This is a genomic window from Photobacterium jeanii (assembly GCF_001650345.1).
GTDB classification, from domain to species: Bacteria; Pseudomonadota; Gammaproteobacteria; order Enterobacterales; family Vibrionaceae; genus Photobacterium; species Photobacterium jeanii.
Window position 1 is genome coordinate 66,787 of record NZ_LVHF01000030.1, and the last position, 12,886, is coordinate 79,672.

The following is a 12,886-nucleotide window of genomic DNA, read 5'->3' on the forward strand; positions in this document are numbered from 1 at the left end:
TTATTTGTCTTTTTTGCACATAGGGAAGCCAAGTGCTTCACGTGAAGCATAGTAAGCTTCAGCCACTTGCTTCGTTAGGTTACGGATGCGCAAGATGTAGCGTTGACGCTCGGTAACAGAAACCGCTTTACGTGCATCAAGCAGGTTGAATGCATGACCAGCTTTAAGAATACGCTCGTAAGCAGGTAGAGGAAGTGGCTTCTCTAGTGCTAGTAGTTCCTGACACTCTTTTTCGCACTGGTCGAAGAAAGTGAATAGGAAGTCCACATCAGCGTGTTCGAAGTTGTAAGTTGATTGCTCAACTTCGTTTTGGTGGAAGATATCACCGTAAGTCACTTTACCTAGTGGGCCGTCGGTCCAAACTAGATCGTAAACTGAATCTACACCTTGGATGTACATCGCAAGACGCTCGATACCGTAAGTGATTTCGCCTGTTACTGGCTTACACTCAAGACCACCAACCTGCTGGAAGTAAGTAAACTGCGTTACTTCCATGCCGTTTAGCCATACTTCCCAACCAAGACCCCAAGCACCTAGCGTTGGGTTTTCCCAGTTGTCTTCCACGAAACGAATGTCGTGAATTTGCGTATCGATACCCAGTGCTTCCAGTGAGCCTAGGTATAGCTCCTGAATGTTGTCCGGTGATGGCTTGATGATCACCTGGAACTGGTAGTAGTGCTGAAGACGGTTCGGGTTCTCACCGTAACGACCGTCGGTTGGGCGACGAGATGGTTGTACGTACGCTGCTGCAATTGGCTCTGGACCTAGCGCGCGTAGACAGGTCATAGGGTGAGAGGTACCTGCACCTACTTCCATGTCTAGTGGTTGTACAATGGTACAACCTTGCTGGCCCCAGTAATCCTGCAGCGCGAGGATCATGCCTTGAAAGGTTTTAATATCGTATTTCTGCATTGTCAGCTTCGCGAGATTAGTGGATTAAAAGAAAATTTCATAACCACCCAGTATACCTTGCCAGCCATTTTCCGAGTAGAGCTAGTGCATGTTTTTTGCCCATGTTTGCATTATTTGCTGGTAGAAAAACAGGATAAGCCGAGTGAAATAGGGCGTGGGTGTATTTTTGACATTGTGATGATGATTTTTCCACCGCTGAACATTACAATCGCGCCCACAATGAGCTCCTATTATCGGGGCAAAGAGCGTATCTAAATACGTATAACAGGCAGTGAGAATTACAATTATGATGACTTTGAAGACGGGGAAAGCACTTCGTAGTGCCGTATTGGCACTAGGGGTAACTGTGGTTGCGACGGGTTGTACGACAGTTAATCCGTACACGCGCGAAGACCAAACAGCGAAAGCAACTAGCGGTGCTTTGATTGGTGCTGTTGCTGGTGCGGCGATTGGCGTTGCCTCATCGAGCAAGAAAGACCGTGGTAAAGGTGCGTTGATCGGTGCAGCTTCAGGTGCTGCTTTGGGTGGTGGTATTGGTTACTACATGGATGTGCAAGAAACAAAACTGCGTCAGCAGTTAGAAGCATCGGGTATCAGTGTTACGCGTAACGGCAATGACATTATCCTGAACATGCCAAACAGCATCACTTTTGGTTTTGACCAATCGGATCTGAGCAGCCAAGCAAAAACAGCATTAAGCAACGTGGCTGTGGTCGCGAAAGAATACGACAAGACGGCACTGAACGTGTACGGCTTCACCGATAGCAAAGGCTCAGAGCAATACAACTTACGCCTATCGCAAGTACGTGCTAGCGAAGTGAGCAACTACTTGATCCGTCAAGGGGTGAAAGTAAACCGTGTGGTTGCGAAAGGCATGGGTGAAGCTCATCCGATTGCGAGCAACAAATCGGAAAGCGGTCGTGCGCAAAACCGCCGTGTTGAGATTGTACTAAGCCCACTTTCTTAATCGCAGTAACCGCGACAAAATACCAAGGCTAGCGATCAACGCTGGCCTTTTTTATTCGCGGTACTCTAGCTTAGCACTGGTTTACATTCATCTTTACAGTTCTTGGCTTGTACCTGAGAGGTGAACTCGTTATTATTGCCGCTCCTTTGGGGAGTAGCCTCTTGTTCTATCAAGATAAACGTCAACATAATTGAAGCAAAATCTTCATGGCGTTTGTGACTCACACTAATCCTACTAGTGAGTTTGGCGAGACCATTGGTAAACCAACACGAACCGGGGTGGGGCGTGTGCGTTTGCCTATGGTTTTTATAATTATCCTCGCCCCAATGAGCATGTCGTGAGTGTTTTAGCTGTCTCCATTACTACTGTCGCGTTAGCGGAAATTGGTGATAAAACCCAATTGTTATCGCTATTGCTGGCCAGTCGTTATCGCAAACCTATTCCTATCATTTTAGCGATCTTCCTTGCCACTATTGCAAATCATGCCTTGGCCGCTTGGTTAGGTGTGGTGGTGGCTGATTACCTAACCCCTGATGTGTTGAAGTGGGTGTTGGTGGTGAGTTTTGTTGCGATGGCGGGGTGGATTTTGATCCCCGATAAACTCGATGACGATGAGAATATTTCTAATCGTGGGCCGTTTGTGGCGAGCTTCATTGCCTTCTTCATTGCTGAGATTGGTGACAAGACCCAAGTCGCCACGACCATGTTAGGGGCGAAATACCATGATGCCTTGATGTTGGTGGTCGTGGGGACGACCGTGGGTATGTTGTTGGCAAATGTACCAGTGGTTCTGATCGGGAAGTTGTCAGCTGAGAAAATGCCACTAGGCTTGATCCGTAAAATCACCGCTGCCATTTTCTGTGGCTTGGCTATCGCTGCGGCCTTTGGTCTCTAATTGTGAGCGTCACTGCCGCTGTTTCACTGTTCCACGTGGAACAGTGGTGGCAAGATTTGGGATGAGAATACTCGGTAACCCATAGAGCAAGGTTTAGCGATGCCCAAAGCAAGATTTGTAATGGAAAATCAATGAACTGTGACCCCCGCAGCATGCAGTTTGGTCAACACGTGGTAAGTTGAAGGTGCCTAAGTTGAGCCAAGAATGGAGGCTGTTATGATCCGTAATATCGCCATTTCGCCCAAGAGCCAGTGCTTGCTATTTCACTTTGCATTAGCGTTGAATATTCTTGGTATGGTGTTAACTGATATGTGGGTGCCTATGGTGGTCGGGGCGGTTGTCACGACTTATTTATCGGTCGAGTCGTTGGTGCGGATACGCTATGTTCTCCCGATGAAGAAAGAGTTACGCGAGTTGCGCCATGAACTAGAGCATGCCCGTAAGCAGGTACGTGACAGTTACGAGCAACAAGAGAGATAACGAAAAGGCAGCTCATTGAGCTGCCTTTTTACTTTTCGCTGCCTTTACGGATCAAAAATCGATAAGGCACGGAATCGGTGTCTGCTGCCACCAAGGTATGATCCATGAAACGACAGAAGCTCGGGATATCTCGAGTGGTCGATGGATCATCAGCAATGATAAGTAAGGTCTCGCCATCGGTCATCTTCCTTACCGTTTTGCGAACCATCATTACTGGCTCTGGGCATCGTAGCCCTTGTGCTTCCAAGCTATGTGTTGGGTTGTCAAAAATTGCAGTCATAACACGCACATCTTTAGTTCTGAATCGACGATCATACTGATGGATAAGAATTAATCAATAAGGCTTGGCAAATCAAAATTTAGGGTGTAATTTAGTTAACAAGTGGTTAACGTTTTTCTAAAGGATTAGGAGGCATTATGTTGACTCACCTAGATCGTCTCACTATTTATAGCGTACTGTGCTTTATCACCTTCTGCTCGCTGGTACTTCGCGGGCCAGACAACGCCAGCCTATTTGCCCTTGGAGGCGTGATTGCCTCTGCTCTTGGCTTATGGTTCGAACTCATGCATACCTCAGACTCCGATATGGAAGAAGAAAAACTTAAATAAAGTCGAGTTTGATAAACAAATACACTCTCCCTATTTTCTTGGGCTTCCCCGCTGATTCGAGCGGGATTTTTTTTATTAACCACTGCATAATTTACCTGTCTAACTGAGGGGTAAGGTATGGAGCTGGAAGAAGTCTATCGTCGTGATTTAAATTTGTTGGTGGCACTGAAAGTGCTGCTGGAAGAAGGCAGTGTTAGTCGTGCGGCAGTGCGGTTGAATCTGAGTCAATCGGCGATGAGCAGGGTGCTGGGGCGATTACGTGATTTGCTGGGCGATCCTTTATTTACCCGTCAAGGACAACACCTCTTACCCACCGAGCGCGCGTTAGAGCTCAGTGAAGCATTAAACGATCCGCTTGAAGCATTGCGGATTTTGCTTACTCCTAATGATTTTCAACCTGCGTTGTGTAATCAGCGCTTTGTTATCGCAACCACGGATTATGCGATGCAAACCATCTTGCCGTTCGCGCTTTCTCGTATCTATGAAGAAGCGCCGAATATTGAGCTGGAGTTCCCTCCGCTGCAACACGACCACTTACTGACTCAGTTAACGACCGATGGCTGTGATATGGCGCTGTGCCGTCCGACAGGGCCGGTGGAGCCTCTGCGCAAAGATTCGTTAGGCTTGGTGAGTGTGTTTTGTTTGTTGTCTCGTGACCATCCGTTAGCCGATAAACCACTAACGCTGGAAGATTACTTAAACGCACCTCATGCCATGATTGCGATCAGCGATGGGGTGAAGGCGCTAATCGATGAGGCACTGCGTGGTTACCCTGAGCGTAAGATGGTGTTAAGGGCGTATCATTTAGAAGCCGCGCTTGCCATTCTTGATAAAATTCCGTTGATGATCACCGTCCCAGCTGATTTGGCATACTTGGTAGCCGAACGCTACAACCTGGTGATCAAACCGCTGCCGTTTAACTTTGAGCCGTTTGATTATTCGCTGATCTGGCATCCAAGGTGCGAGCATTCGGCAGCACAGATTTGGTTGCGTAATTTGATCCAAGAAGAGTGTGGCAAGTTGATAGCGAAGCGAGTGCAAGATATGGGGTTGATGAAATAGTGTTGGTTAAAGAGCGATACAGGTAAACCGCCTTGCGTGGGGCGCGAAGCACCAACCCAAAAAAGGCCAGCTTGCGCTGGCCAAGGTAGTCATTCTTTTTTAGCTCTTGTTAAAGCTGGCTTACAGCTTGATCACCACACGACCTGTGATTTGACCACGGGTGATGGCATCGGCACATTCCGGTACTTCTTCCAGTGACACTTCACGGCACGCTTGTTGGTAGAAGCTCTCTGGTAGTAGCTCAGCAAGGCGTTGCCATGCTTGTTGGCGTTGTTCGAATGGGCACATTACCGAATCGATACCTTGAAGACGCACATTACGCAGAATGAAAGGCATCACTGTGGTTGGTAGGTCGAAACCGCCTGCAAGACCACAAGCCGCCACGACGCTGTTGTAATCCATTTGTGCCAGTACTTTTGCTAGTACTTTGCTACCGACAGTATCTACGGCACCTGCCCATACTTGTTTTTCAAGTGGACGTGCAGGTTCTTCAAATTCGCTACGCTCAATAACGCGGCTGGCACCTAGCTGTTTTAGTAGCTCGCCATTTTCTTCGATACGACCAGTTACAGCTGCCACTTGGTAGCCTAGTTGAGATAGTAGAGTAACGGCTACAGAGCCCACACCACCGCTGGCACCCGTTACAAGGATTTCGCCTGCTTCTGGTTTAACGCCACCATCGACAATCGCTTGTACACATAGCATCGCTGTGAGACCTGCAGTACCTACCATCATAGCTTGCTTGCCATCAAGTTTGCTTGGTAGTGGCACTAACCAATCTGCTTTTAGGCGTGCTTTTTGTGCCATGCCGCCCCAGTGGCCTTCACCGACACCCCAGCCAGTAAGAACGACGCTGTCGCCAGCTTGGTAGCGGTCATCGCTTGATTCCACAACTTTACCGGCAAGATCGATACCCGGCACCATAGGGAATTGGCGCACAATCTTACCTTTACCTGTAATAGCAAGGCCGTCTTTGTAGTTCAGTGATGAGTAATCTACATCGATAAGTACTTCGTTTTCTGGAAGCGCGCTAAGCTCTAGTTGACGAATATCGGCGATGGTTTTTTTATCTTCCTGCTCGAGCACAAGTGCCTTAAACATAGGAATTCTCCGGTAAATAGGAACAAAACAAGAATATGGTCTGAGTGTAGCTGGGGTTTGAGTATGAATAAAATGAAACTTTGTCATTTCATCTATGCTTTTTGTGCATTAATTAACAAAGACTGCAACGCCCACCGAAGTGGGCGTTGTGATTGTAGGGCAATCGCCTCGCAGCGACATGCTCGTGAGGCGAAGTTGTCACTGGGTTTGAACCGTTATTCGACTCGTTCAAAGATAGTTGCGATCCCTTGGCCTAAGCCGATACACATGGTGGCAAGACCAAATTGGGTATCACGATGCTCCATCAAGTTGAGTAAGGTAGTCGAGATACGAGCGCCCGAACAACCTAGCGGGTGACCCAAGGCAATAGCGCCGCCGTTGAGGTTGACCTTGTCATCGACTTTATCAAGCAAGCCAAGATCTTTGGCACACGGTAGTGACTGGGCGGCAAAGGCTTCGTTGAGCTCGACCAGATCAATGTCATCCATTGTCAGTCCGGCACGTTTTAGCGCTTTTTGGGTCGCAGGCACAGGGCCATAACCCATAATCGATGGATCGCAGCCAGCGATAGCCATGGATTTCACGCGGGCACGAATTTTCAACCCTTGTGCTTTGGCTTGTGCTTCGCTCATCACCAACATAGCAGCAGCCCCGTCGGAAAGAGCCGATGAGGTACCAGCAGTAACGGTACCATTGGCTGGGTCAAAGACTGGGCGTAATCCGCTCAGTCCTTCCACTGTGGTTTCTGGGCGGATTACTTCATCGTAATCGTACAGCCTGAGTACGCCGTTTTCATCGTGACCTTCCAACGCCAAAATCTCATGATGGAAACGTCCTTCGACGGTGGCAGCATGAGCAAGACGGTGCGAGCGCGCGCCGAACTCATCTTGCATTTCTCGGCTAATACCGTGAAGACGACCGAGCATCTCTGCGGTTAAGCCCATCATGCCAGCCGCTTTGGCGACCGACTTTGACATTCCAGGGTGGAAGTCGACGCCGTGATTCATTGGTACGTGTCCCATGTGTTCGACACCACCAATAATGCAGGTGTCAGCATCGCCTACCATGATGGCACGTGCAGCATCGTGGAGGGCTTGCATCGATGAACCACACAAGCGGTTGACCGTGGTTGCGCCGACGGTGTGTGGGATCCCTGCCAGTAACGCGGCGTTACGACCGACATTAAAGCCTTGTTCTAGGGTTTGTTGAACACATCCCCAATAAATGTCTTCAATTTGTTGTGGGTCGATTTGCGGATTACGACTGAGTAAGCCTTTCATTAAGTGCGCTGACAGATCTTCAGCGCGAACATGGCGAAACGCCCCGCCTTTAGAACGACCCATTGGGGTACGGATACAATCGACAATAACAGCGTTATTCATTTTTTCTTTCCTCGTCCTTAAGCGTTAAATGAAGCTGGCGCGTCGCTAACTGGGTAGTAGGTTTCACCTTTGCTGGCTTTTTCTCGTAGACCAGCCGGTACTTGGTATACCGCACCTAAGTGAGCGTATTGATCGGCCATGGCGACATAGTTGGCAAGGCCAAGGGTATCGAGATAGCGGAAGACGCCACCACGGAATGGAGGGAAGCCCAAGCCATACACCAGTGCCATATCAGCATCTGCGGGTGAGGCAATAATGCCTTCTTCCAAACAACGCACGACTTCGTTGATCATGGGTACCATGGTACGGGCAATGATAGCTTCGCTGCTGTAATCAGTGGCCGTGCCGTTGACCGTGGAGAGCAAGTTTGCCACTTCTGGATCGGCGGCTTTCTTTGGCTTACCTTTACGATCGAGTGTGTAAGCGTAGAAGCCGTGTCCATTTTTCTGACCGTAGCGTTGGTTTTCAAACATCACATCGACGGCGTCTTTGTAATCTTTGTTCATGCGCTCAGGGAAACCTTCTGCCATCACGGCTTGTGCATGGTGCGCGGTATCGATACCCACAACATCCAGTAGGTACGCCGGACCCATTGGCCAACCAAATTGTTTCTCCATGACTTTATCGATTTGCTGGAAGTCCGCGCCATCGCGTAGCAGCATGCTAAAACCAGCGAAATAAGGGAACAACACGCGGTTGACGAAGAACCCTGGGCAGTCATTGACCACGATAGGGGATTTACCCATTTTGGCAGCGTAAGCCACTACGCGGTTAATGGTGTCTTCTGAGGTTTTGTCACCACGGATAATCTCGACCAATGGCATGCGGTGTACTGGGTTGAAAAAGTGCATGCCGCAGAAATTTTCAGGACGCTCAAGTGACTGCGCCAGTAAGTTAATAGGGATAGTTGAGGTATTGGAGGTGATCACCGCCTCTGGGCTGACATGCTGTTCGACTTCATTAAGCACTGCCGCTTTGATTTTCGGGTTCTCAACCACGGCTTCAACCACTACGTCGGCATGTTCAATACCCGCATAGTTAAGGCTGGGGGTGATGGCTGAGATAACTTTCGCCATTTTGAAACCATCAATTCGCCCACGCTCAAGTTGCTTGTTGAGTAGCTTGGTGGCTTCGGTCATGCCTAGCTCAAGGGATGGCTCGGCAATGTCTTTCATTAATACAGGTACACCTTTCAAAGCGGATTGGTAGGCAATGCCGCCGCCCATGATCCCTGCACCCAGTACCGCGCCTTTGTGAGTGGCCTTTCCTGCTTTGGCTGCTTGTTTGGCTTGCCCTTTGATGTGTTGATCGTTGAGGAATAAGCCGACTAGAGCTTGTGCAACCTCGGTTTTGGCGAGGGTGACAAAGTGCTTGTTCTCGACTTGTAAGGCTTCATCGCGTTGGTAACGCGTAGCTTCTTCGATTGTGACCACGGCTGTCATCGGTGCGGGGTAATGTTTACCCGCGACTTTTGCCACCATGGCTTTGGCCATGGTAAAGCTCATTGTGGCCTCGGTGCGGTTCAGTTGGAGTGGCGCTTGTTTCTGTGCTCGGCGTTGTTGCCAATTGAGTTTGCCGTCAATGGCATCTTTGATCATTGCAATCGCGGCATCTCGTAACTGCTCTGGTGCCACCACGGCATCCACCATGCCGAGTTTCAGGGCATCTTGGGCTTTTTTATCTTTACCTGCGGTGATGATCTCCATCGCTGAATCGGCACCGATCAGGCGCGGAAGGCGAACGGTGCCGCCAAAGCCCGGCATGATCCCCAGTTTGGTTTCAGGCAGACCGATACGGGCTGTGGTGTCTGCGAGGCGGAAGTCAGTTGCCAGCACACACTCACAACCGCCACCTAACGCATGACCGTTGATTGCAGAGAGTGTCGGAACCGGTAAATCTTCGAGTTTATTAAAAATGTCGTTGGCACGGGTTAACCACTGTGACAGCTCGGCTTCGGTTTGGGCAAACAGGCCAAGAAATTCGGTGATGTCAGCGCCGACGATAAAAGCATCTTTGGCTGAAGTGAGGATCAGACCCTTTAGATCGGTTTGCTGGTAAAGGGCATTTAGCGCTTCACTCAGGCACGTTAAGGTCTTGATATCGAATTTATTTATACTGCTAGGGGCGTTGAGGTTGAGTTCCGCGATGCCATCTTCCAGATAGCGGACGGATAGGGTGTCACCTTGGTAAATCATGTTCTATCTCCGTGAATTCCAGTCTAAGCTGGCTTGATTTATTGGTTTGACCTATAACCAGACAAATTTAGTGTGAACCCGATATTTAGCAATTACAACACTTATTTAAAACATTTGTTTAACTTTTAAGGGTGAAATAAACATATAAAATGCTGTGAGGTTATCTTGCTTATTGATATGCAAGCTTTTTTACATCTTAAGTGGTCGCGCTAACCGGTAAATACCTTGTTAAAATGTTGCGTTCAATACCGTGTTGAGGTGATCAATAAGGTGAGGATTAAGAGGCGTAACCGATTGGGCTGTTAATAAAAAGTGGTATTTGAGTAGCGGATATCGCCAGAATTGGAAGGGTTATTGCTTGGGTTGTGATATCCTGCGCGGTTACCAAACCATGACTAATTTGATTTATGACAGCGTCTGAACCGTATTTAGTGCCAGCGGCCGCCGCTTCCTTCGAAGAAGAAATTAAAAAAAGCCGCTTTATTACTTACCTAGCTCATACTCCTACGGTCGAAGCTGCCAAAGCTTTTGTCCAACAGATCAAAACTCAGCATGCCGATGCGCGGCATAATTGCTGGGCGTTTGTTGCTGGGAGGCCTGAAGACTCCATGAAGTGGGGCTTTAGTGACGACGGTGAACCGTCGGGCACGGCAGGTAAACCCATTTTGGCACAGCTAACGGGCTCGGGCGTGGGTGAAATCACTGCGGTGGTAACGCGTTATTCCGGCGGGATCAAGTTAGGTACTGGTGGACTGGTAAAAGCATACGGTGGTGGCGTTCAACAAGCTTTGGCGTTATTGCAGACCCAAGAGAAGGTTATGATGGCGGAATTGACGCTATCTTGTGCCTACAATCAGGTATCGCTGGTGGAAACCTTGTTGGCTGAGTATGCCGGTTCAACCCTGAGCGCTAACTACACCGATAATGTTGAATTTGTGATTGAGATGGATTGCCGCACTGTTGAGGCGTTCTGTCTTACTTTAGTTAATCGAAGTGGTGGCTCGCTCGCGGCCAAGCTCATCGAGCGTTAACCCTAGTTAAGAATGAGAGCCAGCTAGTTCATGCAATTTCGTTCAATCATCCGGATCGTCGGGCTTTTGCTCGCCTTGTTTAGCGTTACCATGCTGGTGCCAGCCATGGTGGCTTTACTATACCGCGACGGTGCAGGTTTCCCTTTTGTTGTTACCTTTTTCCTGCTGCTAATGGGCGGTGCCGTATTATGGCTGCCTAATCGTCGTCATCGTCATGAATTGAAAGCTCGTGATGGCTTTTTGATTGTGGTTTTATTCTGGACCGTAATCGGCAGCGCCGGTGCTGTTCCTTTCTTACTATCGAAAACGCCAGATCTATCGGTGACCGACGCGTTTTTTGAATCTTTTTCCGCACTGACGACCACTGGGGCGACGGTGATAGTCGGCTTGGATGAGTTACCGAAAGCGATTTTGTTCTACCGCCAATTATTACAGTGGTTTGGCGGGATGGGGATCATCGTATTAGCGGTGGCAATCCTGCCTGTGTTGGGGATCGGTGGTATGCAGCTGTATCGAGCCGAAATACCGGGTCCGGTAAAAGATTCGAAGATGACCCCGCGTATCGCCGAAACGGCAAAAACCTTGTGGTATATCTATTTAGCCCTGACCGTCAGTTGTGCTTTCGCCTTTTGGTTAGCAGGCATGACACCATTCGATGCCATTTCACATAGCTTCTCGACTATCGCCATTGGTGGCTTCTCAACTCACGATGCCAGTATGGGGTACTTCAATAGCCCGACCATTAATATGATCACCGTGGTGTTCCTATTAATCTCTGCGTGTAACTTCTCACTGCACTTTGCGGCGTTTGCAAGCGGCGGTGTGAACTTGCGTACCTATTGGCGTGATCCAGAATTTCGCGCCTTCTTCGGGGCGCAGTTTATCTTATTGCTGATCTGTTTTGGCATGTTGCTTCAGCACCATTCTTACGACTCTTACTACGATGCGTTTGATCAGGCGCTATTCCAAACTGTTTCTATCTCGACAACCGCGGGCTTTACTACTACCAGTTTTGCCGAATGGCCGCTCTTTTTACCCGTCCTGTTGTTGTTCTCATCTTTTGTTGGTGGCTGTGCTGGCTCGACCGGTGGCGGGATGAAGGTGATCCGTATTCTGCTCTTGTTCTTACAAGGGGTGCGTGAGCTGAAACGTTTGGTCCACCCGAGGGCGGTTTACACCATCAAGGTGGGTAATAAAGCACTACCGCAACGGGTGGTTGATGCCGTGTGGGGATTCTTCTCTGCGTATGCGTTGGTGTTCGTTATTTGTATGCTGGCATTGATTGCTACAGGTATTGATGAGCTGACTGCATTTTCTGCAGTTGCAGCCACCCTGAACAATCTAGGTCCTGGCCTTGGTGAAGTCGCGGTTCACTTTGGTGAAGTGAACTCAGCCGCGAAGTGGGTGCTGATCATCGCGATGTTGTTTGGTCGCCTTGAAGTCTTTACCTTATTAGTCTTATTTACGCCGACCTTCTGGCGAAACTAAGGAGTTATTGTGGAACAGGTATTATTGCTCCATTCGAGTACCGATGGTCAGACAATCAAAATTCTTAACTATATAAAGGAAGAGTTAGGCGCCGATTGTCAGTGCACCATGCAAGACCTTAATGTGTTGCCAACCATTGATTGGCAGCAATACGATCGGGTGCTGATTGGTGCTTCGGTTCGTTATGGTCATCTGAATAAAAAACTGTATCAATTCATCGAAACTAACCTCGAAGCGTTGAATCAGCATAAAGTGGCCTTTTTCTGTGTAAATTTAACCGCGCGTAAAGAAGGGAAGAACACCCCTGAAACCAGTGCATACATGAAGAAGTTCCATGCGAAGTCCCCATGGCAGCCAAAACTGCAGGCAGTATTTGCCGGTGCGCTGCGTTACCCTCGTTATAAATGGTTTGATCGTGTGATGATTCAGCTCATTATGCGTATTACTGGCGGTGAAACCGATACGAGTAAAGAAGTGGAATACACGGATTGGCAGTTAGTATCGCGATTTAGTACCGAATTTAAGCAGTTTTAGCTGTGTTTTTTGACGTCTTGGCGGGAATTTATACAAACAAAAATAAATTGAAACTTTTTTGAAAAATAGCCTTGCCAAGCCGATCTAAATCTCTATAATGCGTCTCCGTTGTCACGATAAAGCACTGATTAAGAGCGGTTGTGACAAACATTGTTCTTTAACAATTTGACCATGCAATCTGTGTGGGCACTCGTGAAATGATAGTCAAAAAGATTTATCAATGAAACTGA

Annotated in this window: 13 protein-coding genes and 1 riboswitch; of the genes, 8 read left to right on the top strand and 5 right to left on the bottom strand. The window is 48.5% G+C overall.

Features of this window, described 5'->3' with window-relative positions:
* Window positions 1-912, bottom strand: coding sequence for a glycine--tRNA ligase subunit alpha (gene glyQ, locus A3K86_RS17345; protein ID WP_068334185.1), 912 nt, complete (start codon window positions 910-912; stop codon window positions 1-3).
* Between the two features lie 286 nt (window positions 913-1,198).
* Here glyQ and A3K86_RS17350 point away from each other — a divergent pair, with 286 nt between their 5' ends.
* The 3 genes from A3K86_RS17350 to A3K86_RS17360 all read left to right on the top strand — a co-directional run bounded on the left by A3K86_RS17350 (window position 1,199) and on the right by A3K86_RS17360 (window position 3,254).
* On the top strand, window positions 1,199-1,879 hold the full coding sequence (locus A3K86_RS17350; protein ID WP_068334187.1) for an OmpA family protein: 681 nt from the start codon (window positions 1,199-1,201) through the stop codon (window positions 1,877-1,879).
* A gap of 143 nt (window positions 1,880-2,022) precedes the next feature.
* Window positions 2,023-2,124, top strand: a riboswitch (yybP-ykoY riboswitch).
* A 92-nt stretch (window positions 2,125-2,216) separates the two neighbouring features.
* Entirely contained in the window at window positions 2,217-2,774 is a 558-nt protein-coding gene (locus A3K86_RS17355) for a TMEM165/GDT1 family protein (protein ID WP_068334188.1), read from the top strand.
* 216 nt (window positions 2,775-2,990) lie between these two features.
* The gene (locus A3K86_RS17360) at window positions 2,991-3,254 is read left to right on the top strand and encodes a hypothetical protein (RefSeq protein ID WP_068334189.1); all 264 of its coding nucleotides are present in this window, start codon (window positions 2,991-2,993) and stop codon (window positions 3,252-3,254) included.
* Window positions 3,255-3,282: 28 nt separating this feature from the next.
* On the opposite strand, the gene tusA is transcribed toward A3K86_RS17360, so the two are convergent.
* Window positions 3,283-3,534: a sulfurtransferase TusA gene (tusA, locus tag A3K86_RS17365; protein ID WP_068334196.1), complete on the bottom strand. Its 252-nt coding sequence runs from the start codon at window positions 3,532-3,534 to the stop codon at window positions 3,283-3,285.
* Window positions 3,535-3,671: 137 nt separating this feature from the next.
* On the opposite strand from tusA, the gene A3K86_RS17370 reads away from it, so the two are divergent.
* Together A3K86_RS17370 and A3K86_RS17375 are read left to right on the top strand one after the other, a co-directional pair.
* The gene (locus tag A3K86_RS17370; protein ID WP_068334197.1) at window positions 3,672-3,863 is read left to right on the top strand and encodes a hypothetical protein; all 192 of its coding nucleotides are present in this window, start codon (window positions 3,672-3,674) and stop codon (window positions 3,861-3,863) included.
* Between the two features lie 117 nt (window positions 3,864-3,980).
* Complete coding sequence (locus A3K86_RS17375) at window positions 3,981-4,925, top strand: LysR family transcriptional regulator (protein WP_068334200.1); 945 nt, start codon at window positions 3,981-3,983, stop codon at window positions 4,923-4,925.
* A gap of 120 nt (window positions 4,926-5,045) precedes the next feature.
* Here A3K86_RS17375 and acuI read toward each other — a convergent pair whose 3' ends face one another.
* The 3 genes from acuI to fadB form a co-directional block, all read right to left on the bottom strand.
* Complete coding sequence (gene acuI, locus A3K86_RS17380; protein ID WP_068334206.1) at window positions 5,046-6,026, bottom strand: acrylyl-CoA reductase (NADPH); 981 nt, start codon at window positions 6,024-6,026, stop codon at window positions 5,046-5,048.
* A 215-nt stretch (window positions 6,027-6,241) separates the two neighbouring features.
* Complete coding sequence (gene fadA / locus A3K86_RS17385) at window positions 6,242-7,408, bottom strand: acetyl-CoA C-acyltransferase FadA (RefSeq protein WP_068334217.1); 1,167 nt, start codon at window positions 7,406-7,408, stop codon at window positions 6,242-6,244.
* 17 nt (window positions 7,409-7,425) lie between these two features.
* Complete coding sequence (gene fadB / locus A3K86_RS17390; RefSeq protein WP_068334218.1) at window positions 7,426-9,603, bottom strand: fatty acid oxidation complex subunit alpha FadB; 2,178 nt, start codon at window positions 9,601-9,603, stop codon at window positions 7,426-7,428.
* A gap of 407 nt (window positions 9,604-10,010) precedes the next feature.
* Here fadB and A3K86_RS17395 point away from each other — a divergent pair, with 407 nt between their 5' ends.
* The 3 genes from A3K86_RS17395 to hemG are packed head-to-tail and all read left to right on the top strand — an operon-like array spanning window position 10,011 to window position 12,656.
* The gene (locus A3K86_RS17395) at window positions 10,011-10,634 is read left to right on the top strand and encodes a YigZ family protein (protein ID WP_068334225.1); all 624 of its coding nucleotides are present in this window, start codon (window positions 10,011-10,013) and stop codon (window positions 10,632-10,634) included.
* Between the two features lie 30 nt (window positions 10,635-10,664).
* Window positions 10,665-12,122: a TrkH family potassium uptake protein gene (locus A3K86_RS17400; RefSeq protein WP_068334232.1), complete on the top strand. Its 1,458-nt coding sequence runs from the start codon at window positions 10,665-10,667 to the stop codon at window positions 12,120-12,122.
* Window positions 12,123-12,131: 9 nt separating this feature from the next.
* Window positions 12,132-12,656 carry a menaquinone-dependent protoporphyrinogen IX dehydrogenase gene (gene hemG, locus A3K86_RS17405; protein ID WP_068334240.1) on the top strand — a complete coding sequence of 175 codons (525 nt, stop codon included), beginning with the start codon at window positions 12,132-12,134 and terminating at the stop codon, window positions 12,654-12,656.
* Window positions 12,657-12,886: the final 230 nt, after the last annotated feature.

Bases quoted from the DNA above. Each gene is read 5' to 3' on its own strand.
- A3K86_RS17360 (WP_068334189.1), top strand. From the start codon at position 2,991: ATGATCCGTAATATCGCCATTTCGCCCAAGAGCCAGTGCTTGCTATTT.
- tusA (WP_068334196.1), bottom strand. From the start codon at position 3,534: ATGACTGCAATTTTTGACAACCCAACACATAGCTTGGAAGCACAAGGG.
- acuI (WP_068334206.1), bottom strand. From the start codon at position 6,026: ATGTTTAAGGCACTTGTGCTCGAGCAGGAAGATAAAAAAACCATCGCC.
- fadA (WP_068334217.1), bottom strand. From the start codon at position 7,408: ATGAATAACGCTGTTATTGTCGATTGTATCCGTACCCCAATGGGTCGT.
- fadB (WP_068334218.1), bottom strand. From the start codon at position 9,603: ATGATTTACCAAGGTGACACCCTATCCGTCCGCTATCTGGAAGATGGC.
- A3K86_RS17350 (WP_068334187.1), top strand. From the start codon at position 1,199: ATGATGACTTTGAAGACGGGGAAAGCACTTCGTAGTGCCGTATTGGCA.
- glyQ (WP_068334185.1), bottom strand. From the start codon at position 912: ATGCAGAAATACGATATTAAAACCTTTCAAGGCATGATCCTCGCGCTG.
- A3K86_RS17400 (WP_068334232.1), top strand. From the start codon at position 10,665: ATGCAATTTCGTTCAATCATCCGGATCGTCGGGCTTTTGCTCGCCTTG.
- A3K86_RS17370 (WP_068334197.1), top strand. From the start codon at position 3,672: ATGTTGACTCACCTAGATCGTCTCACTATTTATAGCGTACTGTGCTTT.
- A3K86_RS17375 (WP_068334200.1), top strand. From the start codon at position 3,981: ATGGAGCTGGAAGAAGTCTATCGTCGTGATTTAAATTTGTTGGTGGCA.
- A3K86_RS17395 (WP_068334225.1), top strand. From the start codon at position 10,011: ATGACAGCGTCTGAACCGTATTTAGTGCCAGCGGCCGCCGCTTCCTTC.